Origin of the sequence: Streptomyces sp. NBC_01235 (assembly GCF_035989285.1) — a bacterium.
Taxonomy (GTDB): Bacteria; Actinomycetota; Actinomycetes; order Streptomycetales; family Streptomycetaceae; genus Streptomyces.
Map to the genome: position 1 here is coordinate 9,002,539 of NZ_CP108513.1, position 22,962 is coordinate 9,025,500.

Genomic DNA, 22,962 nt, shown 5'->3' on the forward strand with positions numbered 1-22,962 from the left:
AGTACGTCCCCAATGACTTCACTGGCCGAACGGTGGGGCATCCACCCGGAGCACTTCTGGCTCTACGGACGTGAGCCTGGGCAACAGGTCACGTTCGACGAGCAGATGGACGCCTACATCGTCTACGGGTACCCCGAGGCCGTCGAGATCCTCAGTGACCCGGGCACCTTCTCGTCCGAAACCTCGAGCCTGGTGCCGATGGGCGTCGACGAGTCGTTCACCGAGGGCGACCTGCTGCAGACCGACCCGCCGGACCACCGTGAGCTGCGCAAGCTGGTCAGCCACGCTTTCACCCCGAAGGTCGTCGCCGACCTCGAACCGCGGATCACGGCACTCACCCACGAACTGCTCGACGCGGTCGCCGGGGAGGACCGGTTCGACCTGATGTCGAGCCTCGCCTATCCGCTGCCGGTGACCGTGGTCGCCGAACTGCTGAGCATCCCACGCAGTGATCAGCATCTGGTGGAGAAGTGGATGCGGGGCATGACCGAGAGCCTCGGCGACCTGTCGATGTCCGACGACGTCGAGGAGCAGGAGCGCGTCTTCGCGGAATCCATGGGCCCGATGCGGGAGATGCTCGAGTACCTGCGCGAGCACACCGCGCAGAGCCGACGGCGGGCCCGCCAGGACGACCTGATGGGACGGCTCATCGAGGCCGAGGTGGGCGGGCAGCGGCTGACCGACAACCACATCGTCAACTTCGGCAAGATGCTGCTGATCGCGGGCTATCTGACCACCACCATGCTGATCGGCAACACTGTCCTGTGCCTCGACCACTACGCCGACCAGGCGGCGCGGGTGCGTGGCGACCGCTCGCTGGTGCCGAGCCTGCTGGAGGAGTCGATGCGCTACCTCAGCCCCGTCGCCGCCACCTACCGGGCCACCACCCGTGAGGTGGAGGTCGCCGGGCAGCGCATGGAGAAGGGCAAGATGGTGCTGGTGTGGTACGGCTCGGCCAACCGTGATCCGCGCCAGTTCGCCGACCCGCACTCCTTCGACGCCGGCCGCACCCCCAACAAGCACCTCGGGTTCGGCCGCGGCATCCACTTCTGCCTGGGCGCGCCGCTGGCCCGGATGGAGGGCCGGGTGGCCATGAACCTGCTGTTCGACCGCTACAAGGAGCTGCGCACGGATCCGGACGCCGTGCCAAAGTTCTCGCTCGGCTTCGACACCACGGGGGTGAACAGTCTGCCGGTGCGCGTTGTACCGGCCTGAGACCGGTCGCCGCCCGAAGGGCGTTCACGGTTGCGTCGTGATGGCGCGATGGATGACCGAGTCCGCTGGACGGGCTTCCACGAGAAGCCCGTCCAGCGGTTGGGCTGGTCGCGGGGCAGCGTCTTGGACATGGCGCCATACGTGTGCCACGATAGCGCCATGAAGTTGACGCCCTACGTCGACAACCTCCGCCGCGAGTTCCTCGCCACGGCGGCTGCGACCGGTGAGGAGCCGCACGCTCTGGCGGAGCGATTGCTCGCGTCGCTCGACGCGTCCGTCCGGCTGATGCTCCTTGAGGTGCTGTCGGCAGCCGCGGACGAGATCTCCCGGGAGTTCGCCCCAGGATCGGTCGACATCCGTCTGCAGGGCCTGGATCCGAGCTTCGTGGTGACCCAGGCGCCGTCCGAGGCGTTCCACGAGGACATGACTGCCCCGTCCGTCACGGATCCGCAGGCGGAGGGCACTCCGGCGCGCATCAACTTCCGCGTGCCCGGGCCGCTCAAGGCCCGGATCGAGGAGGCGGCGAGGCAGAGCGGACTCTCGGTCAACGCCTGGCTCGTACGGGCCGTCAACGACACGCTGCACGCCGTCCCGAGTCACCCGCAGCGGCGCCCGTCGTCCGGGCAGCGGCACGTCACGGGTTGGGTGCGGTAGGCGGCGCGACCGCACCAGTTCACCAGGGAGATCCGGCATGGCCATGTATGACACCCCCGAACCGATCTCGGTCCGGATCGAGATCGGTTCGGGTGATGTCCAGCTCATCGCGGGCAAACGTGTCGACACCGTCGTCGAGATCCGGCCCGGGAACGACGCCGTCGCCGCCGATGTGCGGGCCGCCGAGCAGACCCGGGTGGACTTCAGTCGTGGCAAGCTGCTGGTCAAGGGCCCCTCGCCGCGCCGCAATTCGGGGGCCACGCCATCCGGCGGTTCGATCGACGTGTCCGTGGAACTGCCCGCGGGCTCGCAACTACGAGGCACCATCGCCTGGGGGACACTGCGCTCGACGGGACTTCTCGGAGAGTGCCGATTCAACGTCGCCGAGGGCGACATCCGCCTGGACCGGACCGGCCCGGTGCGCTTGGCCACGTCCCGTGGCGAGATCACCGTTGCCGGCATCGAGGGACACGCCAAGATCGCGAACGGCTCCGGTGCGATCCGGGCCGACGAGATCCACGGCACCGCCGAGATCGGCAACGACATGGGGGAGACCTGGGTCGGCGAGATCACCGGCAGTGCCAAGCTGACCGGCATGACCGGCGACTTCCAGGTCGACCGGGCGCACGACGGTGTCCAGGTCAAGACGGCCCATGGCACTGTCCGGCTCGCCGAGGTCAGGCGTGGCTCGGTGCAGGTCACGGCCGCGTCCGCCGAGATCGAGATCGGTATCCGCGAGGGCAGCGCGGCCAAGCTCGACATCAGCACGGTGGCCGGCAGTGTGCACAGCCGGCTGGAAGAGGTGGCGGGCCCCGCTGACAGCGACGACGTCGTTCAGGTGCGTGCCCGGACCTTCGACGGGGACATCGTCGTCCGCCGCGCCTGGTGACCACCAGGTAGGCCCTCCCGCCGAAACCGAGGCGGAGTTGCCCCGCGGGCTGCCAAGCCGCGGGCCGGAGACCGTATCCCCCGGCGGTCTCCGGACCGCACCTCCCATCCACATGCCCGGACGGGCGTGTGTGTCTGAAGACTGGGGAATCAACCATGACAGCGCGCGAAGAGGCCATCCTCGATGTCGAGGGCTTGCGCATGCGCTACGGCGCCACGGAAGTCCTGCGTGACGTGACCCTGCGTGTGCACCACGGTGAAGTCGTCTGCCTCCTGGGGCCGAACGGCGCCGGCAAGACAACGGCCTTGGAGATCCTGGAAGGCTTCCGGATGCGGTCGGCCGGCCGGGTCGAGGTGCTCGGCACCGACCCGGCGCACGCCGACGAGCGGTGGCGGGCCCGGATCGGGGTCGTGCTGCAGTCGTGGCGTGACCACGGCCGGTGGCGCGTTCGCGAACTGCTGACCCACCTCGGCCGCTACTACGCGCCCTACACCACCGGGGAGATCATCCGCCCGTGGGACGCGGACGAGCTCATCGCGGCCATCGGGCTGACACAGCAGGCCCAGAAGAAGGTCCGGATGCTGTCTGGCGGGCAGCGTCGCAGGCTGGACGTGGCCATTGGCCTCGTAGGCCGCCCCGAGCTCCTGTTCCTCGACGAGCCGACCGCCGGCCTCGACCCGGTGGCCCGGCACGAGTTCCACGAACTGGTGGAGAGCCTCGCCGCCCAGCGGCACACAACGATCGTGCTCACCACCCACGACCTGTCCGAGGCCGAGAAGCTCGCCGACCGCATCATGGTGCTCGACGGCGGCCGCATCATCGCCGACGGCACCGCGGCGGAACTGGCCCGCCGGATCGCCGGCGAGGACCACGTGCGGTGGACCCTGGAGGGTCGCCGCCACGAGCACACCACCACGGAATCCACCCGGTTCGTCCGCGAGCTCTTCGAGCGGCACGGCGACGGGATCAGCGACCTGGAAGTCCGCCGGGCCTCGCTCGAGGACACCTATCTCACCCTGGTGCGCCGGGCCGAGTCCGGCGAGCGCGCCGACGCCCACACGACAGAATCCGACAACGAGTCGTACGAGGTGGTCCGATGAGCCCGACCATGACCGCGCTGCGGGCCGGCTGGTCCAGCGGACTGATCGAACTGCGGCAGTCCCTCACCAATGCCGGGGACCTCCTCAACCATTTCCTGTGGCCGGTGCTGATGCTGCTCGTCACCTACTTCGTGCGGGACGTCTCCTTCGGTGACACCGGCTTCGACCTCGGCACGCTCGTCCTCCCGAGCATTCTCGGCATGAACTCCGCGATGGCCATGATCACCATGAGCCAGCTGCTGACGATGGAACGCGAGGACGGCACGCTGCTGCGTGCGAAGGCCACGCCGAACGGGGTGGCCGGCTACCTCACCGGCAAGATCGTCTTCGTCACGCTCGGGCTGATCGTCGACCTTGCGATCTTCCTGATCCCGGGCCTGCTGATCGTCCCCGGACTCTCGGTCGGCAGCCCGGATGCCTGGCTGACCCTGCTGTGGGTGCTGGCTCTGGGCCTGATCGCCACCCTGCCGATCGGGGCGGTGCTGGGCTCGGCGTTCACCAGCACGCGCAGCCAGGGGCTGATCATGATGCCGATGATGGCCATGATTGCCGGCTCGGGCATCTTCTACCCGGTCACCTCGATGCCGGACTGGGTGCAGGTGATCGCCCAGTTCTTCCCGGTCTACTGGCTCGGCCTCGGCATGCGCTCGGCGCTGCTGCCGGACAGTGCGGTGGCCGTCGAGATCGGTGAGTCCTGGCGGCATCTGGAGACCGTGGCCGTGCTCGGCGCCTGGGCCGTGATCGGCCTGGCAGTCGCCCCGTTCATACTGCGCCGTATGGCCCGCCGCGAGTCGGGGTCCACGGTTGCGGAGCGGCGCGAGAAGGCGCTCCAGCGGGTCGGCTGAGTGACCGGCCCTGTCGGGGATCTCGGTGGTGAGGTCGACCAGTGCCTGCTCGGCCTGCGCTGTGGGCGGATGACCTGCCGCTGTTCCCCGACAGGGTCTTGAGCGCGCGAGCGGACTCATTCCGCCTTGGATCGTCCGGCCCTCCCCGTCGGCGTGCGCCCGGCTGATCCTGATGCTGCCCTGCTCGGTGCGGATGCGGCCGACTCCGCGCACCCTTCACTGTTTGTCTCAGCGCGGTCGCTTACGACGATCCGGACATGGCCGATCATCAGGTTGAGGACCACGCGGACAGGTGCGGGTGTCTCGAACGTCGGCATGGCGGACCCGCTCCTGCGACAACAGGGTCCCTCGGCAGCTCGGTCGGTTCGTACCCCGAGCTGCCGAGGGACCCTGGCTTCATAGGCCGGCGGCGCCGCGTCACCCGATGGAGATGGCCTCGGCGGGGCACAGACCGGCGGCGTCGTGAGCGGCCTCCGAGTCCGGGGCGGTGCGCGGCAGCCGAGTGCGCAGCAGCAGGACGAGGCCGTCCTCACTGTCCTGGTCGAACACTTCGGGTGCGGTCAGGGTGCACATCCCGGCACCTATGCAGAGCTCCCGGTCGGTTCGGATCTGTATCTCCGTCTCCCCGTCGGATCCACGAAGTTCACGATCCTCGAGGCCCGCGGGGTCTTCCGTGGCCATCGGATCAGGCCTCGTCCCAGGTCACCGGGAGGCTGTGCAGCCCGTGGATGTTCGGGTTGGGCCGGTGCGGAACGTCGCCGACAGGTACGGCCAGGCGCAGGGTGGGGAAGCGAGTGAGCAGAGCAGGCAGCGCCACCTGCATCTCAACGCGGGCCAGCTGCTGTCCCAGACACTGGTGGATGCCGTGACCGAAGCCCAGCTGGCCGGTGGCCTTGCGGCGCAGGTCGAGGGTGTCCGGGTCGGGGAAGCGCAGCGGATCGCGGTTGGCGGCCTCGGTGGATATGGTGACGGAATCTCCGGCCTTGATGAGCTTGCCGTTCAGTTCGACGTCCTCCAGGGCCGCCTTGACGGTGGTGTGCGCAATGGTCAGATAGCGCATCAGCTCCTCCACGGCCAGCGGGGCGAGGTCCGGGTCCCCGCGCAGGGCGGCGAGCTGCTCCGGATGGCTGAGCAGAGCGAACGTACCGAGGGAGAGCATGTTCGCCACGGTTTCCAGGCCGGCGGCGAGCAGGAGGACGCTGACTCCGGTGAGTTCCTCCTCCGTGAGGTCGGAAGCCGTGATGTCGCCGAGCAGGTCGTCGGTGGGGTGGGCGCGCTTGGAGGAGACCAGTTCGGCCATGTACGCCTCGAACGCGACGGTCGCTTCCTCCTGCGCCTGCTGGTCGGAGAGCTCGCTGGTCATCATCTTCGCCCACTGCTGGAACCTGTCCCGGTCGGCGCTCGGGACGCCCAGCAACTCGCAGATCATCAGCGAGGGGATCGGCTGGGCGAACGCCTCCACCAGATCGACCGGGCCGCCCTTGCGCTCCATCGCGTCCAGGCACTCGGTGGTGATCTCCTCGACCCGCTCGGTCAGTTCGCGCATCCGGCGTACGGTGAACTTGCTGATCAGCAGCTTCCGGAAGCGGGTGTGCTCGGGGGCGTCGAGCCCGGTCATGTCACCGACCGGTGCGGGCGGCAACTGGCCGACATCGGCGAGCGGGTAGTGGACGAGCTCATGCCGCGCACTGAATCGCTGGTCGGCGAAGATCGACCGCACCGTGGCGTACCCGGTGGCCAGCCAGCCGATGTGCCCATCGGGGTACCGCATCCGCACCAACGGGTCCTGGTCGCGCAACTTGTCCAGCCCGGCAGGGGGGTCGAAGGGATCGCTCGCGGCACGTCCCATGGGGAGGACCACCGGCTCTCGAAGCTCTGTCTCCCCCTCGCTCGCGGCGGAGGTGTGCCCGGCTGGGCAGGTCATCGGTTCGTTCTGCATGTGTCCTCCAGAGCAAAGGGCGGCGACGCCAGTGTGGCGCCACTGTGGCGCCAAGGCAAGATCTCTCGATATTCTGGGGCGCCAAGTCCTCGTCGGTCCTCGTGACTTGGAATGCGGTCGCGGTCGTACCGGGAAGGACATCTGGCACGATTTCAAGGCAAGAAAGAGGCAACGCGGCGGTGCCGGAGTCAATACCATCCGGTCGACAGGAACAGCCGACTTCACACCGTACACGTCGGTGAGACATATGGTGGAGTCCAAGAGTTTTGCAGGCCGGCCGTGCATTGCGAGGAAAAGCCGAAGAGCGCGGGCATCCGGATTACTGTCCTGTCGGCGGGACAACCAGCGCCCGGCAGGGTGTCCGCACTGACATCTCTTGCCCTGGGTTTCCCGGGCAATTTACCTTGGCGTTGCGGCCGCCCCTGGGTGCACGCGAAAGCCGCGCACAGTCAACGGATTTGTCTTTGTCGGTGGAGAAAGGAAACTCTCGCAATGGAATCGTGGCCGCGGGTCTACCAGCGAAGTGAGAACGACGAGACGGCAGAACGACAGGACGAGCCTTCGAGCACGCCGACGCCACTCATACAGGAGATCTCAGCGCTGTGGGCGGAATGCCTCAACGGTCGCGAGGTCGGGGCAGACGATGACTTCTTCGCGCTCGGAGGTAATTCACTGATCGGGATCCAGATCATCGATCGGGTGTCGGAGGACTACGGCGTCCAGCTCTCCGTGCGCGACTTCTACCTGGCACTGACCCCGGCCCGGGTCGCCGAGTTGATCGAGCAGGGGAGGGCGCTGCGGTGAGGTTGACACCGGGGGCCGGCCGCGCCATCGATCTCGATGGCGTCGATCTGTTCGACCTGGACCTCTACACATCGGGCGATCCGCACCCGATCTGGGACGTGCTGCGGGCGAAGGCGCCCCTGCACCACCAAGTCCTGCCGGACGGGAGGGAGTTCTGGTCGGTGACCCGGTATGACGACGTCTGCCGCGTGCTCGGCGACTACCGGGAGTTCACCTCGGAGCGCGGCACGGTGGTCACCCACCTCGGGGTGGACGACGTCGCGGCGGGTGTGCTGATGACGTCCACCGACCCGCCGCGGCACACCGAGGTCCGCAGGTCGATCGGCTCCAAGCTCACCGTGCGGACGGTGAGGTCCTGGGAGGACGTGATCCGGCGGGCGATCGTGCGCTTCCTCGAACCGGCGCTCGACGGCGGCACCTTCGACCTGGCCGAGCAGGCGCTGCGCCTCCCGGCGATGGTCACGGGCCCGCTCCTGGGGATCCCGGAGCGGGACTGGGACGAACTCGTGCGGCTGACCGCGATGGTGACGGCCCCCTCGGATCCGCACTTCCGGCTCGGCAGCGAAGCGGCGACGCTGGCCATCTCCCACCACGAGCTCGTCACCTACGTCACCCAGTGGGTCAAACAGCGGCGGTCCGACGGCGGTGAGAACGGGAGCCTGCTTGACCACCTCATGAACGTCCGCGCGGGAGACGCGCCGCTGACCGATGAGGAGATCGCCCTCGACGGCTACAGCATTCTCCTGGGTGCCAATGTGACGACGCCGCACACCGTGTCGGGCACGGTGCACGCGCTCATCGAGCGGCCCGAGCAGTTCGAGAAGGCGCAGGCCGAACCGTCGCTGATCCCGAACCTGGTCGAGGAAGGGCTGCGCTGGACGTCGGCCGCCTGCAATTTCATGCGGTACGCGGTCAAGGACACCCAGATCGGCGGGGGCACGATTCCGGCCGGCGGGGCGGTCGTGGCGTGGATCGGGTCAGCCAACCGGGACGAGTCCCAGTTCTCCGATCCGCACACGTTCGATATCACGCGGAGCGGCGCGAAGCGCCAGATCGCGTTCGGGTTCGGACCGCACTTCTGCATCGGGGCGCCGCTGGCCCGGATGACCCTGCGCATCTTCTTCGAGGAACTGCTCCAGCGGTTCGGATCGATCGAGCTCGCCGGCGAACCGCAGCACCTGCGGTCGTACTTCATCGCCGGGATGACCCATCTCCCCATCGTCGCCCAGAAACGAAAGACGCCATGACATCCGGCTCCACCGCCGCCGCGTCGCCGTGGTTCGTCCGGCCGCAGTCCACCCGTCACCCTGCCCGGATCTTCGGCTTCCCCTTCTCCGGGTCCGGGGCTTCGGCTTTCAGCGCCTGGCCGGCAGCGCTGGACGACGTCGAGGTCTGCCCGGTGCAGTTCCCCGGCCGTGAGAACCGGCTGGGTCATCCCCACTACGGCACTTTCGAGGAACTCGCCGCCGACCTGGTCGAACCACTGGAGCCGCTGCTCGACCGGCCGTTCGCGTTCTTCGGACACTGCTCGGGTGCGCTGCCCGCGTACGAGACCGTGCTCCGACTCGCCGAACTCGGCCTGCCCGGGCCCGACTGCCTCATCGTGTCGGGCCAGCCCGCACCGCACGACGCCTCACGCGACCGGATGCTCACGATGACCGAGCCCCAACTGCGCGCCGAGGTGGAGTCGTTCGTCCGCAACCGGGGGATCGAGCCGAGGCCGGACATGATCGATATGGGTTTGTCCGTGCTGCTCCGTGATCACGTCGCCGCGCGTACCTACCGGCGGGTGGAGCCGATCGCGATCCGGTGCCCCATCGTCGTACTGCACTGGCGGGACGACCCCGACGTGAGCCTCGATGCGCTTGAGGGGTGGCGTCAGTACTCGGATTCGGTCGACTTCCGGGCGCTCGACGGTGGCCGATACGCTTTCATGGACGTGCCCGACGAGCTGCGCAAGTCGTTGACCGGTTGGCGACTGTGGTGACTGTGCGCGATGGCGCCGGGGTGAGCCCGCTCGGACGGTGGTAGGTGTACGCGGCGAGACAAGGGCCATGTGCTGGTACCAGCCGGGCAGCGAGCGCCCTGCGAAGTCCGGCAGCCCGGCGTCCCGCTCCATGGAGCGTGTGAGTTCCGGCGCCAACTCTTGAAGATCGTTCGGCTGAAATGATCCAAGTGGAATGCCGAGTTGGCTGGGTTCATGCCGTCCCCCGAAGTCGGGGGTGCGTTACAGAGTTGTAAACCTCAAATCCAGCCATCCTGTGGTGCCACTCCATGGACGGCCGGTTGGCTTGTTCTGGCGCCTCGGATGGCGCCCGGTCGTGGCGGAAACCGGACCAGTTGTCGCAGGCCGGCGGCCTGGCCCCTCGGTTGAAGGACTCTTCGAACTCCGCGAAGCAGCGTTCGATGGCGCCAAGATCCTTGCACTGGCGTCAGCGCCGAGATTTACTCGGAAGCGTGCCGGTCGGCCACCCCGAATTCTCCAGGAAAGGCCGTGCAAAAACGGGGTGAATGCCTGCCGAGTGCACATGGGCAACCATCATGAACTCGCGCGGTCGCCGTGCGAGTTGACACGGAGGCATGATGATTGATCAAGTCGAAGACACCAGGGCGCCTTTGGTCGGTGGAAAGTGGCCGAGGTAGTGCCGATGGCCAGGAAAACCAGTGAGACGGAGACCCGGCGCAATCAGGTCCTCACCACAAACGTGGGGCTGCACATACCCAAGGGAATCGCCTTCGAGGAGTGGGAGCGGGCCGGGCGTCAGCTCTCCGGGCTACTCAATTCCTCGTCCTGGTGGCTGGGTGACTGGCTCGTATACGGCAAGGACCACTATGCCGACAGATATGAGCGCGGTATTCGTGCGGCGGGACTGCGGTATCAGACGCTGCGCAACTACGCCTGGGTTTCTCGGCGGTTTGAGCTGCACAGGCGACGTTCCGCGCTCAGCTTCCAGCACCACGCCGAGCTGGCGTCCCTGCCCCACGGCGAGCAGGAGACCTGGCTCGACCGCGCCGAGCGGATGAGGTGGACCACCAAGCAGCTGCGCCACGCCATTCGGTCCCAGCGCGAGGACGCCGCGCAGCAGGCTGACGCCGTTGCGGCGACGCGTCGACTCGCTGTGCCCGACAGCCGGCTCCAGTGGTGGCACAAGGCGGCGGACCACGCCGGCACCGAGTTGGAGGAGTGGGTGACAGCCACCCTCGATGCCGCCGCCAGCCAGGTGCTGAGGGACGACGACCGGCAACTGCCCTTCGAGTGACCGTCACCGGCGGGGTCCGCACACTACGGCGTGAGGACCCCGCGCCACGGGCAATTCCGTTACGGCAGGCGGCTCATGAGATCCGCCGTCTGTGCGTGCCGGGTGCATCCGCGCTCGGCGAACGACCGCACCACCCGCTCGCGGACCTCGGGGCTCTGTTCCTGGCTGAGCTTGAACATTCCCTCAGCCTTGGTGACCCGGACGCGGAAAGCGCCCACACCGGGCACTATCTTCCGGAAGTAGTCGACGGACTCGCGCATGTCCCAGTCGTTGCCGAATTCCTTCTCGAATTCCTGCACCGTGGCCTGCACGACGCCCAGTGTCTCCTCCGTCGACTCGATCCTTTCCACCACTCCGTGCACATGCACGGAGGTGAAGTTCCATGTGGGGGCGGCCGGCGTAATATCGTACACGGTGGGCGAGACATAGGCATGCGGACCGGTGAACGTCAGCAGGATCACCGACCCTGTGTTGAGCGCCTTCCAGTGCGGATTGGCCCGATTCATATGGCCCAGCAAGGGCATGCCGGCCAAATCCGCAGCGGGCGCTCCGTCCCAGTGAGGGTCGGTGATGACCGGAAGGTGGGTGGCGAACGGTCCGTCGGCGGGCGTTCCATTACTGACCATCAGTGCCAGCGGATTCCCATGGATCAGGTCGACCATCCATGAAACGTCCGGTACCCGGTAGTGGTTGGGGACGAACATACGGCACTCACCTTCGTCGTGTGACAATCGTGTCCTGTCGGCAGGACGGCTGGGTTCTTCATAATGGCTCGCCGGCGTCTCCGGACGCAATGAAAGAAGAAGTGGCAACTTCAGAACGCGAGAAATTCCCATTCAACCGTCAGGAGAATTCCCGGGAAGCGGGCAGGCGGTCGACTCGTGTGCCGGGGCGGAAAGGCTCGCTCGTCGTGCAGGGCGGTAAGCGCCGCGGCCGGCTTGCCGCGGCTGGTGATGCCTACGGCTTCCTATTGCGGATCCAACTGCTGATGCTCGGTCAATGGGAGGTGCTGACCCGGCGCCGCGTGGAACACCGGCCCCGGAAGGGCCTGGAGCCGCACTGCGTGGAAAAGGGGAAACCGTGTGTACGGACAGGCCAAGCGCTTGGAAGGCACTTGAGCGGACCATAGGACGTGCAGGCCTGACCTGGCATTTTCCGGGCGTGGAGTGCGGACGTTCGGCTACTTCGACACGCATTCGACAGACGAGGATATGAGCGCGCCTGGGCTACGCCCGTGCATCCTGCTGCAGTTGAATGTCAGCGGAACAGCTCTGGCGCCGGGCAGGTCTCCAATGGCTCCTCCGGCCGGTCGGCCCAGCCCCACGAGACATGCCGACCGGCGCACCTCCACAGCGACCGGCAGGCCCGTCGGCCGTCGTCCTCCCGCCTGGACAGTACGAAGCCACCGGACTCCATGGGTTGGCCGCAATCAGGACAGACCGGGGCGTCTTTGGTCATGCGGCGCACACTAGTGCTGGTGACCGCATAGACACCTCACGACCTCAAGTCGTCAAGCCGCAGCGGCCAAGGCAGTTGGGAATGCGGTGTTCTCATCGAACAGTTCCCGTCGCTGGAGGCAGTGGAACATCTGTCCGAGCATGCGGTTGAAGAGGTTGCGCTGGGCGGCAGCGTGCCAGTCCCCACGCTCGTCGCGGCGGCGACGGTAGTGGGCCATGGCTCCGGGCGAGGCCCGGAGGGCGGAGAAGGCCCAGAGGTAGCCGGCGTGGTTGAGGCGGTCGTTCTTGACCCAGCGGCGGGTGATGCTGGACTTCTTGCCGGAAGCCCGGGTGATGGGCGAGGAGCCGGCGTATGCCTTCAGGCCGCGGGCGTCGGCGAAACGGCCGCGGTCGTCCCCGATCTCAGCGAGCACCCGGGCGCCGAGCTGGACGCCGAGGCCGGGAAAACTGAGGATGATCTCAGCGTCCGGATGCTGAGGGAAAGCTTCCTCCACAGCCTGGGCGAGGTCGTCGGTAGCCGTGCAGGCGGCCTGGAGCTGGACCAGGAGGGCGAGCATCTGCTTGCCGAGCGCGTCCTCGACGAGGGCAGGATGGTGGGTGCAGTCCTCGCGGAAGACCTCACGGAGGCGTTCGGTCTCGGCTTCGATGCCGCGTTGGCGACCAGCCCGCTTGAGGGCGGCTTGGAGCTGGGTGCGAGTCAGTCGAGCAGCTCGCGTGGGAGTTGGAGCCAGCTTGAGGACTTCGTGGGCTTCAGGGCGGCAGAGACCGTTCTTCCAGGACTCGAACGCCGCCAGGGCGGCTGGGTAGTACTCGCGCAGCAGGGAGCGGAGCTGGTTGGAAATCTGCTGACGGTTCCAGGTGGAGTCCTGCTGGGCGCGGGCGAGGACAGCGATGGCGCGGGCCAGGTCGCTGTCATCGGGCAAGACCCGGTGGGCGTGCATGTCGGTGCGCAGGATGTTCGCGAGCACCAGGGCGTCGCCCGGGTCGGACTTCTTGCGGGAGACGCTGTGCCGGTCGCGGTAGCGGGCGGCGGCCATCGGGTTGATCGCGAAGACCTTCCGCTTGCCCTGCCGCAGCACGGCGACCAGCAGACCTCGGGAGGTCTCGATGGCCACCGGGATCGGGTGTTCCTCGGTGTCGCCGTACTCGGCGAGCATCTCCAACAAGATCTTGTAGCCGGCCGCATCATCCGTGATGTGGCGTTTGGCCATCAGCTGGCCCGAGTCGTCGACCAGGGCGACGTCGTGCGTCCTCTCGGCCCAGTCGATTCCGCAGTAGATCAAGGCGTCCTCCCCATGGCGTGGGTGTTTGCGCTGGTCACGAGCGCATGCGGGCCACGCGGCGACCTAATTCCAGGACTCGGCGACAAGGCCGGTCCGCCACCTCACTAGCCGTTCGTGGCACCAGCGCGTCACACGGGCCTCGGTCTCGACGGGAGCTCGCAAAGCTCGGGCATATCGAGAGGTCATCATGCAGCGGGCTCGCACCACCAACGTCAACGAGCAAGCACGGCCTGGGGTAGTGGCGGTCACGCAGGCGCGAGCGCTTCGCTCTTCGCTCAAGGCTTCTCAAGCCAGGCTTCGTGTAGGAATCCGTCCGATGCCCACGCGACCACCACCACGAGTACGGGGACTGCACGCCGCTCTATGCGGAGGTCTCAATGAACCCGGTTCGCCGGACGCGTCGCAGCCCCCGTACTCGAACAACCCGCTGGAGCGACAACCGCTCTGTGTGGGCCGTTGAGAACGAATTAGGTTCATCGGGTTGAGGTGGAGCCGCGCCTCGACACACCCGTGCCTGGCAGGATCTCCCGCATGTTCGGAGAGAAGCTCGACATGCTGTCACAGATGATGGCCGAGCATATGGCCACGCCGTTCCCGCCGAGCTTCCGCGGCCTGGACATCGAAGGCCAGGACATGGTGTTGCTTGACGCGGACGCCTACGCATTCGCGTCCAGTGTTCTCAACGGCCCGCTCAATGAGCGGCGTCGCGCAGGCCTGATGAGGCTCACAGCGGCGTTCGAAAAGGTTCTCCCCGCGATCGGCGACGAGCAGGGGGCCAAGTACTACACGCACCTACGCGACATGGCCGTGCTGGCCGTCGAAATCGAGACCTCGCGCGACAAGTAGACCTCCAACCGCCACGACCACCAGCCGGCGAACTTGCGCGGTCCAGCACTAACGGTTGATCGGGATCTCATAGACGATCTCGCAGTGTGCGGCGGGCACAACGATGTCCGCCGTCTCCACGGGACGCTCCTCGTCGCTGTAGTACGTCCGCCGGATGTGCGTGACGAGCGCGGCCTTCTGGATGCCGAGAAGCGATGCCTCATCGGCGGTCGCCTGCCTCGGCTCCGGCTGCTCCACGGCATGGCTGACGGTGATGCCGATGGCGGCCATGCGGTTCACCACGCCCGTCCCGGCGTGCGGCCCTCCCTCGGGCAGGACGACGAGAGTGCCGGCCGTGAGGTCGTACGGCTCCCAACTCGTCGACAGTTGCACAGGCTTGCCGTCCGCCAGAAACTCGTACGTCGTCCGGACGCACAGCTCATCCTCGGCGATGCCCAGCCGTGCCGCGATCTCCGCCGGTGCCGGCACCTTGGCGTCGGTCCGGCTCTCCCGATCCCCTAGAGAGCTTTGCCGTGCTGAGCCCTCTGTCATCGGAGGTTCGGGAGACGGTCTCCGCCCGCCTCCCGACACCCGATGAGGCGTCCACCGGATCAACCCCACCACTGCGGTACTCGCGATCACACGCGTTGCCGCCGACACCGCCGGGTGCGTCGTCGAGGCCGCGCTCTTGGTGTTCCCGGGGGATCGCGTCGACGCGGTCTTCACCACCCACCACGTGATCGACGAGAGGCAGACGCAAGGATGACGGCACAGAACGAGCTGCGGCTTCTCCCGTGGTCGGGGCCGGAGGGCAAGCCCTGCTACCTGAGCACCGACGACAGAGCTGGCTACATGTCCCGCCTGGCCGACAACATCGAATCGGAGCAACTCGAGACGGCGGCCGAACTGCTGAAGCAGGCCGCGGAAATCCTCGGCGACGAGCATGCGTGCCCGGAGGACATGCAACTCCTGGCGAAGGACCGGAACCCTGCGAGACGTGCTTCGCGTAGCCACCAGCACCGCGGTCACCTCCTTGAGGTGAGCGAACCTCACCGCTTCTGAGGAGAACGGTCGGCAAGGCGGGTGCCGGGGCAGCCTCCCGTTCAACCCGCACTGGGAGAGGAACGTGGACAACCGGGTTCCTCTCCCTCTTGCGGCACTTCGGTTGGGCCTGACGGGAAGGCGTGCTCGACTCGGGGTGTGTTCCCTCGGTCCGGGCTGACGGGGCTTGTGGAGCTGCTCTGTTGATTCTTGGTTCTCGCCGCTGGTTGTTTCCGGACGCTCCCACGGTCTCGTCATCGGGGTACTACAGTCTTTCGTTGTGCTGTACGTCACATGACGCCGGCGTGGGGTGGGTGGCCTGGGTGGGGCAGCCAAGTGCCCGAGTTGCGAGATCTGGGGGGCTACATGCATGAGATGGTCAAGGGCTCGAACATAGCGCTGACGGCGCTGAGTGAGAACGCCGGTTCGGTGATCGTGAGTTTGAGCTGGGTCAGCCCGACCGGTGAAGGGGATGCCGACGTGTCCGTCCTGCTGCTGGACGCGAACGGCAAGGTGCGCAGTGACAGTGACTTCTACTTCTACAACAACCCGGTTGCCGCTGACGGGAGTGTGCAACTGCTGGGTAAGACCCCGACGGAGAGCGGCGACGAGGACCGGATCAGCTTCGACTTGACTGCGGTCCCGTCCGGGGTTGACCGGATCGTCGTAGCGGCGAGCCGCTACGAGGGAGCCGGCTTCGGGGAACTGGAAGATCTGAAGGTGACGTTGGCCGACGGGGGCGGCGAGAGCTTCCTCAAGTTCGCCATTGATGACGCAGGCACGGTGGGCGCGATCATCTTCGGCGAGTTGTACCGGCGTGGGGACGAGTGGAAGTTCCGTGCTGTCGGACAGGGCTACGACACAGGTCTGGCCGGTCTGGCGATGGACTTCGGTGTCGACATCGATGACGACGCGGGCGCAGAGGAAGCGCTGAACGGTACAGAGAGCAGCGAGCAGGCTGATACGGCTGTTCAGGCTCCGGCTGTTGAGCAGGAACCGCAAGTGGCGCCAGGCTTGGTTCCGGCTCCCCGCCCGCCCGGCGACGAGGTGGGGCCGAAGAAGGCGGCACGGCCTCGAACTGCGAAGAAGAAGGTCACTGTGCCCAGGGTGGCCAGGAAGTCTCTGGCGGACAATGAGTCCTGGAAGCAGGCCAGGCTCTTTCCGGTCTCGGTACTCAAGAGCGACCGGGACCGTGAGATGCGCGCTACGTCGGTACTGCTGTCGGTGATGGCGCAGGTGCCGGAGTTCGGCCGGAGACTCACGGCGGCGTTCGGAGCACCGTCGGGCCGTATGGAGACGTTCACCGAGGTCTCCCTGCCGCACGGCGACACCCCGCGACGCCCCGACGGGGTTATCCGTGTCGAGCGGGCCGGCAAACTATGGACCGCGCTGGTGGAGACCAAGACCAACGGCAACGACCTCAAGCCCGAGCAGGTGCAGGCATACGTGGACATCGCCGCCCGCCGTGGATACGAGGCCGTGATCACGCTGTCGAACGACGTCGCGCTGGAAGGCAGCCCGCTCGTCGACGTCAAGATCGACGGACGGCGCAAGCACAAGGTGGCTCTCTGGCACCTGTCCTGGGCCGAAGTCACCCACCAGGCGCAGATGCTGATCCGGCACGAGGGCGTCGGAGACAAGGCGCATGCCTGGCTCCTCCAGGAACTGCTGTACTACCTGCGGCATGAGAACTCCGGCTGCCACGGCTTCCAGAACATGGGATCGGCCTGGGTCCCCGTACGCAACGGAATCGACGACGAAACCCTGTGCCAGGGCGACCCGCGCGCACTGGACGTGGTCGAGAGCTGGGAACGGCTCATCCGTCAGATCTGCCTGAGCCTCGGTGGCGAACTCGGACAGAAGGTACTGCCTGTCCAGCGCGCCAAGCGCGGAGCCGATCCGAAAGCGCGCCGCAGTCGCCTTGCCGATCAGCTCTGCCTCGACGGCAGACTTCAGGCAGAGCTCCGGATCGAGGGCGCACCCGGAATTCTGGCGATCAGCGCCGACCTGCGCACCGGCAAGCTTCGCACCTCCATCGAGATCCCCGCACCCGAGCAGGGCTACCCGTTGACCTGGGCCAAACGCCTCATCCGCCACCTGGCCGAGGCCCCAGCAGACCTCCACATCGAAACCCTGGTCGAAGGAGAGACCGGTGGGCCACGGGCCACGCTGGAGCGGCTCCGCCCGGAGCCGGCGGACATGCTCCCGAAGAACAACGACACCCACATCACTGGCTTCCGCCTGTCGCTGTTCAAAAGCATGGGAAGCAGTCGCGGGAACGCCGAATCCGGCTTCATCCGCAGCGTCGACGACGCCGTTCACCGCTTCTACACCACCGTCGTAGTCCGCCTGGACCACCCGACGCCCCGGCAAGCAACAGCGAAGGAACGCGCCGGAACGGGGTGACGTCCGGCCGTGGACAGTTGCACGTGGCCGCGGTTCACGTGCAACTGTCCACGGCCGGGCGCCACGAGGCCGGGTAGCCGCAATGGGACGAGCACCCTGAGCTTGGGAAGCTTGGGTCTTTTAAGGGCAGTTGTTGGGCTGAACTGCGGCGAAGCGGCTGTGTGATCCGACACCTGACTTGCTGGTCCCCGCCGTTCCCTCGCTGCTGTACTGCAACGGCTCCGGAGGCCGCTTGGCACCCGGACAACGCTGCAGGTCACGGTCCTGCACGTGGCAGATCAGGCGGGACGAGTCCACGGATAGGCCACGGCTGAATGAGAACTGTTTCAAGGTGCCGGGGCATCGGAGATCTGCTGTGCCAACTCCTCGACGACCTGAGGAACGACCCGTTGAGCACCTTCGTCTTCCAGCGCCTCAACCAGCGCCTGATGGACTTCGCCGTACGGATGTCCGGAATGAGAAGCTCGGGTACGGTCGACTGCCCGTTCGATCTTGGCAAGGTGGGCAGCCACGATCGGCATTGCCTTCTCGTACTCGCTGGGGTCGGTGGCCATGGACACAGCTGATCAAGACGGATCGAGGGGGTCAAGGCCCGCGGTGGCCATCAGCTTGGGAAGCTGCGGGCATATGCGGCTGGTACGGTCGCTGACCTGGGCGAACGTATGGCCCGTGCTCCTTCTGGGCTCGGCTGTCTTCACCGTGATTCCCCGCTGTTCCCCGCTCGATCTGGTGCGGTAGTGGTGCAGAGCTGCGGCGCCCAGGAGGTGATCAGCTGGGCACGTTCCATTCATCGAGGCGGATCTTCACCTGACGGTTGTGATCCGCGTGCCAGATCACCTCACCGGCGACGGTAGCGCCCATGGCGGGCAGCTCCATGTGGTGAGGCATGGCGGTGATCTCGGCAAGGCCGACTGCATTCGGCACGCCATCGATCAGGAGGAAGACGCCAAACGGCTGTCGGCCGATGACGCGACCGCTGACGTGAGATCCAAGGGGCAGTGCGGAGACGATTGCTGGCCAGTCTCGGTCTACGGCATCCGCGGCCGGCACCTGTGAGCGGTCCGGCCAACTGAACTCGGGCATTCGCCAATCATGGTCAGAACGGCGGAAGTTGTCGACAGCCGGTCACGGGTCCGACCTCTCGGGCGCGAGGCACCAACACGCTTTCCAAGTCTGGGTGGCTTGCTGGGCGTCGTCCACCGTCGTTCCCCTGCGTTCATGCCGGTTCGTCGGTGTGGTAGTCGATCCGCCTCGTCTAACGTCGCGTACGGCTCTGAACGGCAATGAATGAGACGGAATCTGAGACGGCGCTGGGCTGGGTGGGCTGATCCGAAGTCAGTGGTTACGGTCGAGCCATGGAGTGGATCGCATTTGGCCTGCCGTGAACGGGCGGCGAGCCAACCGAAAGGCACCCGCCAGTAGCCCATGGATCGAAAGTCGGTCCCGGCCGCCTGGCCCGCCTCCGGGCCGTTGACCGGCGGGTTTTGGGTTCACGCTGCCGCGTCGGTTTTCTCAGCTTCGGCGAGCGGGACTTCTGCACCTTCACCGCAACTCGGGTAAGTGTGACAATGGAGTCTGGCAGGTATGTTCCTGACCCTCGTCCTGGACGGAGGTGGGATCATGAACACGTCCAGTGGAGCGCCCAAGCCTGCCCAGCCCGGACCCCGGGTGGCGATCATGGAGCGGTTGGGTCCGCAGGATCTCATGCTGCTGTGGCCGGATGATCTCGGCTGGCCCGAGACCATAGGCGCCCTCGCCATCCTCGATGGCACCAGGCTGCTCGATCCGGATGGTCGCTTCCGGGTCGAAGCGGTGCGTGAGGTGATCGAAAGCCGTCTGCCTCTGGTACCGCGGTTCCGGCAATTGCTCTACACACCTCGGCGGGGGCTGGGCTGGCCACTGTGGGTCGATGCTCGATCCTTCGATCTCACCGAGCACGTCCGGGTCCTCCCACTCGCTGCTCCCCCCGGTGAGGCGCAGCTTCTTCGCACCGTTGAGCAACTGCGTGCTCTCCCGCTGGACCGGTCACGGCCACTGTGGGAGATGTGGTTCCTGCCCGGCCTGGCCGACGACCGGGTAGCCATGTTCATGAAGGTGCACCACACCATCGCCGACGGCGCGGCGGGCGTGGCTCTGCTCGGCACGTTCCTCGATCCGAGCGCCGATGCGCCCACGATGCCCGCCCGTTCTTGGACCCCGGCGCCTGAGCCGTCGAGCCGCGACCTGTTCGAGGACAACCTTCGTCGGCGCGTGCAGGCGGCCGAAGGCGCGCTGTCGAAGCTGCTTCGGCCCGCCGTCACGCTGCACCAGGCCCAGGAGAGGTGGCCGGCAGTACGCGAGGGCTTCATCAAGGAGCGAGCGCCGCGGACCAGCTTCAACATCCCGATCGGCCGGCACCGCAGGATGGCAGTCATCCACGGCAGTCTCGACGTCACCAAGCAGATCGCTCACAACCACAACGCCAAACTGAACGACGTCCTGATGTCGGCCGTCGCCGGCGGCCTGCGAGAACTGCTGCGCGGCCGTGAAGAACGCATTGAAGATCTGGTGCTGCGAGCCTTCGTTCCCATCTCGCTTCACCGGGAGAAGCCCGGTCAGGCACACGGCAACCAGGACGGAATGATGTTCGTGCCGCTCCCGATCGGTGAGGCCGATCCTGTTCGGAGACTGCAGCTGATCGCAGCGGCCAGCGCCGAACGAAAGAAGTACGTCGTTCGTCCTCCCGAAGGCCTGGTCGCCCGCAACCGCGTCCTCCAGCGGGCAATGGTGCGCCGCTTCGCCCATCAACGGTGGGCGAACGTATACATCGCCAACATCCCCGGCCCTCCGATTCCGCTCTACCTTGGCGGAGCGCAGCTGCTTGAGGTGTTCCCTCTGGTGCCGATCAGCGCGAACATCACGCTGGGCATCGCTGCTCTCTCATACGCCGGGCAGCTCAACATCACCGTCGTCGCCGACGCGAACGCCCTCCCCGACATCGAGGTCTTCGCCGAGGGCGTGCGGAACTCTCTGCAGGCACTGCGGTCGTTCCGAGCTCGTACTGACGCTCGGTGAAAGCCGAGGACGCCTCGATAATGTCGGTGATCCGACTGGTCAACCTCCGTGGCTGCCAGGCGCCACTTGGGTGCTGCCGTACTCGACTGCACAAGTAGGGCGATCTGACACCGCTTTAGGAGAGAGGCTGGGGCGTCTTGCCGGTGACCTGCAACTCTGATGGTGGAGCTACCGGGAACGGGCACGCCCGCCACGCGCCCGTGTTGACCGTGGTTGCCCCTTGCATCTGGCACGGCTGTGGCACGCGAGATCTTCGCATCCAGCTTGCGGCTGGGAGGTCATCGCAGGCTAGCCGTGTGCGAACACCGAACCATGGCCCAGGGCGGCGGCCGTCAGGGCGGGTATTGCGGACAGCGCCTCCTCCATCAGATGTTCGATAGCCACCGCAGGCGACGTCGGACGATCGACGTCAATCATGTAGGCCCAAGTCTCAGGCTCGTAGCGGGCGAGAGACGAGAGAGCAAGCAGGATTGCCCACCAGGTCAAGAGCGGGTGGACCGGCTCGGACATCCCTTTCAAGGCGGGGAATGCCCACCACTCGCCGCCGTACTGGGTAGCCCGACGCACCCACGGTGCCCGTTCGCCGGGTGAACCACCCAGTTGCTGAACCAGTCGCCAACTATCGTGCTCGACTCGCGCCGGCCAGATCAGCCTCATGCGCACGTCATCATTACGCCGCACCAACCTCGGCCTCTCCGACCACCCGGCAAGTTTCGGGTAACTGGCCAACCACTGATCGACGGCTTCGGCTGACTGCTGTGCCTTATAAATGCTCAACGGCACACCGCTCAGCCAGGCGACTTCGATGTCTGTTCGCGAGCTCCGAGGACCTGATGCAAGGTGTTCATAACGCACGGCTGCCAACGAACTGAGTTCGTAGGGGCCTCTTTCGGGCGCGGTATCAGGAAGTAACGGCCAGAGTTCCGCCAACGTCAACTGGGTCTTGGCGGGCCAGACAGCAGAGTTGAGGGCTTTGGCTACGATCTGAGGTGTGCCGCTCTTGGTTACTTCAACAGTTACGCGCCACAACTCGGTTTGGTCACGCGTACCCTGAGTCCTCATGCCATGTCCGACTGGCCGATACTCAGAGTCACTCAGACGACTGGACGCTGCCGCAATCGCACGTCCTGCCTGTGACAAACCATAGAAGATGTGGAGAGGGCGAGTCTCAGGCCCTGCCCCTTCGGCGCTACGAAGAAACTGCTCCGATTGTTCCAGAGCAGCTTGAAAGGTTCTGCCCCGCTTAGGATCGCGACCAGTCATACCGACGGCTCGCGAACGGGCGCCTCGCAGGAACCGCCAGGAGTCATCCCTGCTGCTCCACCGGGACTCCATATTTGCCATGTCCTGGATGGTATAGGGAGGTTGGTCGGCATTCGCTTGATTTTGAAGCCGCGCGGACCTCTGACGCGCCCATCCTGCAGGAGCGACGGTCGTCGTCCTTGTGTTGGCATAGCGGGCTTGAACTCCAAGTCCGAGTGGCGAGCCAGCCCGGACTTGGTCGACATCCCACACCCTGATGGATCAAGGTATGGCCCACCTCCAGTTCGACACGGCCACCCGCGAAAACCCGGTGACAGCCGGATAGCCCCGGCACTTCCCCATGATCGTCGGGGGAGTGTCCGGGGCTGCGTCGTGCCGCGTGAAACGTGCTCTGACCAGCAAAATGCCCTCCTAAAGGGAGGGCGGAGCATTGCGCCCCCGGCAGGACTCGAACCTGCGGCCAAGCGCTTGGAAGGCGCCTGTTCCACAGGCTGGATCACACCTGCTGACCTGCCGAGAGCGTTCGCGCTGTGGCGGTGCTGCAGGATTGGCGGCAGTGGAGGCGGTGAGCGTGGGAGGCGCACGGCCCGGTGCGGCACTGCGCGAGTCTGGGTAAACCGTTCACACCGTCGGCCCCGTGCACAGCACGACCGAGGACCGGTCGCAGCCGCTGGCCTCCTGCTACCGGGAGCCGCTGCGGGTCGCGGACGAGCTCGGCGCCCGCACCGTCGCCTTCCCGGCGGTCTCCGCGGGCATCTACGGCTGGCCGATGGACGACGCCGCCCGGATCGCGGTGGAGACGGTCCGGGCCACGGAGACGAGCGTCGAGGAGGTCAGGTTCGTCCTCTTCGACGAGCGGGCGCACGACGCGTTCGCCCGGCAGGTCGGGTGACGACGGTCGTCGCCCGTGGAGGGTGAGGACCGCTG

19 protein-coding genes and 4 pseudogenes are annotated in these 22,962 nt (G+C 66.5%); 15 read left to right on the forward strand and 8 right to left on the reverse strand.

The annotated features are described in order from the left end of the window. Nucleotides 1-12 precede the first annotated feature (12 nt). The 5 genes from OG289_RS40435 (at nt 13) to OG289_RS40455 (ending at nt 4,703) form a co-directional block, all read left to right on the forward strand. Nucleotides 13-1,215 carry a cytochrome P450 gene (locus OG289_RS40435; RefSeq protein ID WP_327318970.1) on the forward strand — a complete coding sequence of 401 codons (1,203 nt, stop codon included), beginning with the start codon at nt 13-15 and terminating at the stop codon, nt 1,213-1,215. Between the two features lie 159 nt (nt 1,216-1,374). Then, nucleotides 1,375-1,869: a toxin-antitoxin system HicB family antitoxin gene (locus OG289_RS40440; RefSeq protein ID WP_327318971.1), complete on the forward strand. Its 495-nt coding sequence runs from the start codon at nt 1,375-1,377 to the stop codon at nt 1,867-1,869. A gap of 37 nt (nt 1,870-1,906) precedes the next feature. After that, a complete protein-coding gene (locus OG289_RS40445; RefSeq protein WP_327318972.1) occupies nt 1,907-2,758 on the forward strand; it encodes a DUF4097 family beta strand repeat-containing protein in 852 nt (283 codons plus the stop codon). A 155-nt stretch (nt 2,759-2,913) separates the two neighbouring features. Beyond that, complete coding sequence (locus OG289_RS40450) at nt 2,914-3,858, forward strand: ABC transporter ATP-binding protein (RefSeq protein ID WP_327318973.1); 945 nt, start codon at nt 2,914-2,916, stop codon at nt 3,856-3,858. Then, on the forward strand, nt 3,855-4,703 hold the full coding sequence (locus OG289_RS40455; RefSeq protein ID WP_327318974.1) for an ABC transporter permease: 849 nt from the start codon (nt 3,855-3,857) through the stop codon (nt 4,701-4,703). Before OG289_RS40450 ends, OG289_RS40455 begins: the two co-directional genes overlap by 4 nt. Before the next feature lie 417 nt (nt 4,704-5,120). Here OG289_RS40455 and OG289_RS40460 read toward each other — a convergent pair whose 3' ends face one another. Next, a complete protein-coding gene (locus OG289_RS40460) occupies nt 5,121-5,384 on the reverse strand; it encodes a ferredoxin (protein ID WP_442819028.1) in 264 nt (87 codons plus the stop codon). Nucleotides 5,385-5,388: 4 nt separating this feature from the next. Further along, nucleotides 5,389-6,642 carry a cytochrome P450 gene (locus tag OG289_RS40465; protein WP_442819029.1) on the reverse strand — a complete coding sequence of 418 codons (1,254 nt, stop codon included), beginning with the start codon at nt 6,640-6,642 and terminating at the stop codon, nt 5,389-5,391. Nucleotides 6,643-7,134: 492 nt separating this feature from the next. Here OG289_RS40465 and OG289_RS40470 point away from each other — a divergent pair, with 492 nt between their 5' ends. The 4 genes from OG289_RS40470 (at nt 7,135) to OG289_RS40485 (ending at nt 10,706) form a co-directional block, all read left to right on the forward strand. Then, on the forward strand, nt 7,135-7,446 hold the full coding sequence (locus OG289_RS40470) for a phosphopantetheine-binding protein (protein WP_327318975.1): 312 nt from the start codon (nt 7,135-7,137) through the stop codon (nt 7,444-7,446). Next, nucleotides 7,443-8,693: a cytochrome P450 gene (locus OG289_RS40475; RefSeq protein ID WP_327318976.1), complete on the forward strand. Its 1,251-nt coding sequence runs from the start codon at nt 7,443-7,445 to the stop codon at nt 8,691-8,693. Before OG289_RS40470 ends, OG289_RS40475 begins: the two co-directional genes overlap by 4 nt. Beyond that, nucleotides 8,690-9,433, forward strand: coding sequence for a thioesterase II family protein (locus OG289_RS40480; RefSeq protein ID WP_327318977.1), 744 nt, complete (start codon nt 8,690-8,692; stop codon nt 9,431-9,433). The genes OG289_RS40475 and OG289_RS40480 overlap by 4 nt, the downstream gene beginning before the upstream one ends. 661 nt (nt 9,434-10,094) lie before the next feature. Beyond that, nucleotides 10,095-10,706, forward strand: a complete 612-nt coding sequence (locus OG289_RS40485; protein WP_327318978.1) for an LmbU family transcriptional regulator — start codon at nt 10,095-10,097, stop codon at nt 10,704-10,706. Nucleotides 10,707-10,765: 59 nt separating this feature from the next. Here the strand turns inward: OG289_RS40485 and OG289_RS40490 are convergent, their stop codons facing one another. Next, the gene (locus tag OG289_RS40490) at nt 10,766-11,410 is read right to left on the reverse strand and encodes an FMN-binding negative transcriptional regulator (protein WP_327318979.1); all 645 of its coding nucleotides are present in this window, start codon (nt 11,408-11,410) and stop codon (nt 10,766-10,768) included. 806 nt (nt 11,411-12,216) lie between these two features. Further along, nucleotides 12,217-13,446: an IS110 family transposase gene (locus OG289_RS40495; protein WP_327313467.1), complete on the reverse strand. Its 1,230-nt coding sequence runs from the start codon at nt 13,444-13,446 to the stop codon at nt 12,217-12,219. A 531-nt stretch (nt 13,447-13,977) separates the two neighbouring features. On the opposite strand from OG289_RS40495, the gene OG289_RS40500 reads away from it, so the two are divergent. Beyond that, nucleotides 13,978-14,292, forward strand: coding sequence for a hypothetical protein (locus OG289_RS40500; RefSeq protein ID WP_327318980.1), 315 nt, complete (start codon nt 13,978-13,980; stop codon nt 14,290-14,292). A 48-nt stretch (nt 14,293-14,340) separates the two neighbouring features. On the opposite strand, the pseudogene OG289_RS40505 reads toward OG289_RS40500, so the two are convergent. After that, nucleotides 14,341-14,790 (reverse strand): annotated as a pseudogene (locus OG289_RS40505) (UTRA domain-containing protein); the annotation flags it as partial. A gap of 8 nt (nt 14,791-14,798) precedes the next feature. Here OG289_RS40505 and OG289_RS40510 point away from each other — a divergent pair. From OG289_RS40510 to OG289_RS40520, 3 genes and pseudogenes are all read left to right on the forward strand, one after another. Next, nucleotides 14,799-15,037: pseudogene (locus tag OG289_RS40510) on the forward strand (UTRA domain-containing protein); the annotation flags it as partial. Continuing rightward, nucleotides 15,034-15,333, forward strand: a pseudogene (locus tag OG289_RS40515) (hypothetical protein). The pseudogenes OG289_RS40510 and OG289_RS40515, both read left to right, overlap by 4 nt. A gap of 345 nt (nt 15,334-15,678) precedes the next feature. Continuing rightward, a complete protein-coding gene (locus OG289_RS40520) occupies nt 15,679-17,718 on the forward strand; it encodes a TerD family protein (RefSeq protein WP_327318982.1) in 2,040 nt (679 codons plus the stop codon). A gap of 326 nt (nt 17,719-18,044) precedes the next feature. On the opposite strand, the gene OG289_RS40525 is transcribed toward OG289_RS40520, so the two are convergent. Both OG289_RS40525 and OG289_RS40530 read right to left on the reverse strand, forming a co-directional pair. Continuing rightward, nucleotides 18,045-18,272: a hypothetical protein gene (locus OG289_RS40525; RefSeq protein WP_327318983.1), complete on the reverse strand. Its 228-nt coding sequence runs from the start codon at nt 18,270-18,272 to the stop codon at nt 18,045-18,047. Between the two features lie 214 nt (nt 18,273-18,486). Further along, nucleotides 18,487-18,801 (reverse strand): hypothetical protein, encoded by a 315-nt coding sequence (locus tag OG289_RS40530; RefSeq protein WP_327318984.1) that lies wholly within the window; start codon nt 18,799-18,801, stop codon nt 18,487-18,489. A 501-nt stretch (nt 18,802-19,302) separates the two neighbouring features. Between OG289_RS40530 and OG289_RS40535 the strand changes: the two genes are divergently transcribed. After that, a complete protein-coding gene (locus tag OG289_RS40535; RefSeq protein ID WP_327318985.1) occupies nt 19,303-20,772 on the forward strand; it encodes a wax ester/triacylglycerol synthase family O-acyltransferase in 1,470 nt (489 codons plus the stop codon). A 288-nt stretch (nt 20,773-21,060) separates the two neighbouring features. On the opposite strand, the gene OG289_RS40540 is transcribed toward OG289_RS40535, so the two are convergent. Then, nucleotides 21,061-22,116: a YaaC family protein gene (locus OG289_RS40540; protein ID WP_442819030.1), complete on the reverse strand. Its 1,056-nt coding sequence runs from the start codon at nt 22,114-22,116 to the stop codon at nt 21,061-21,063. Nucleotides 22,117-22,654: 538 nt separating this feature from the next. On the opposite strand from OG289_RS40540, the pseudogene OG289_RS40545 reads away from it, so the two are divergent. Then, nucleotides 22,655-22,927 (forward strand): annotated as a pseudogene (locus OG289_RS40545) (macro domain-containing protein); the annotation flags it as partial. Nucleotides 22,928-22,962 lie beyond the last annotated feature (35 nt).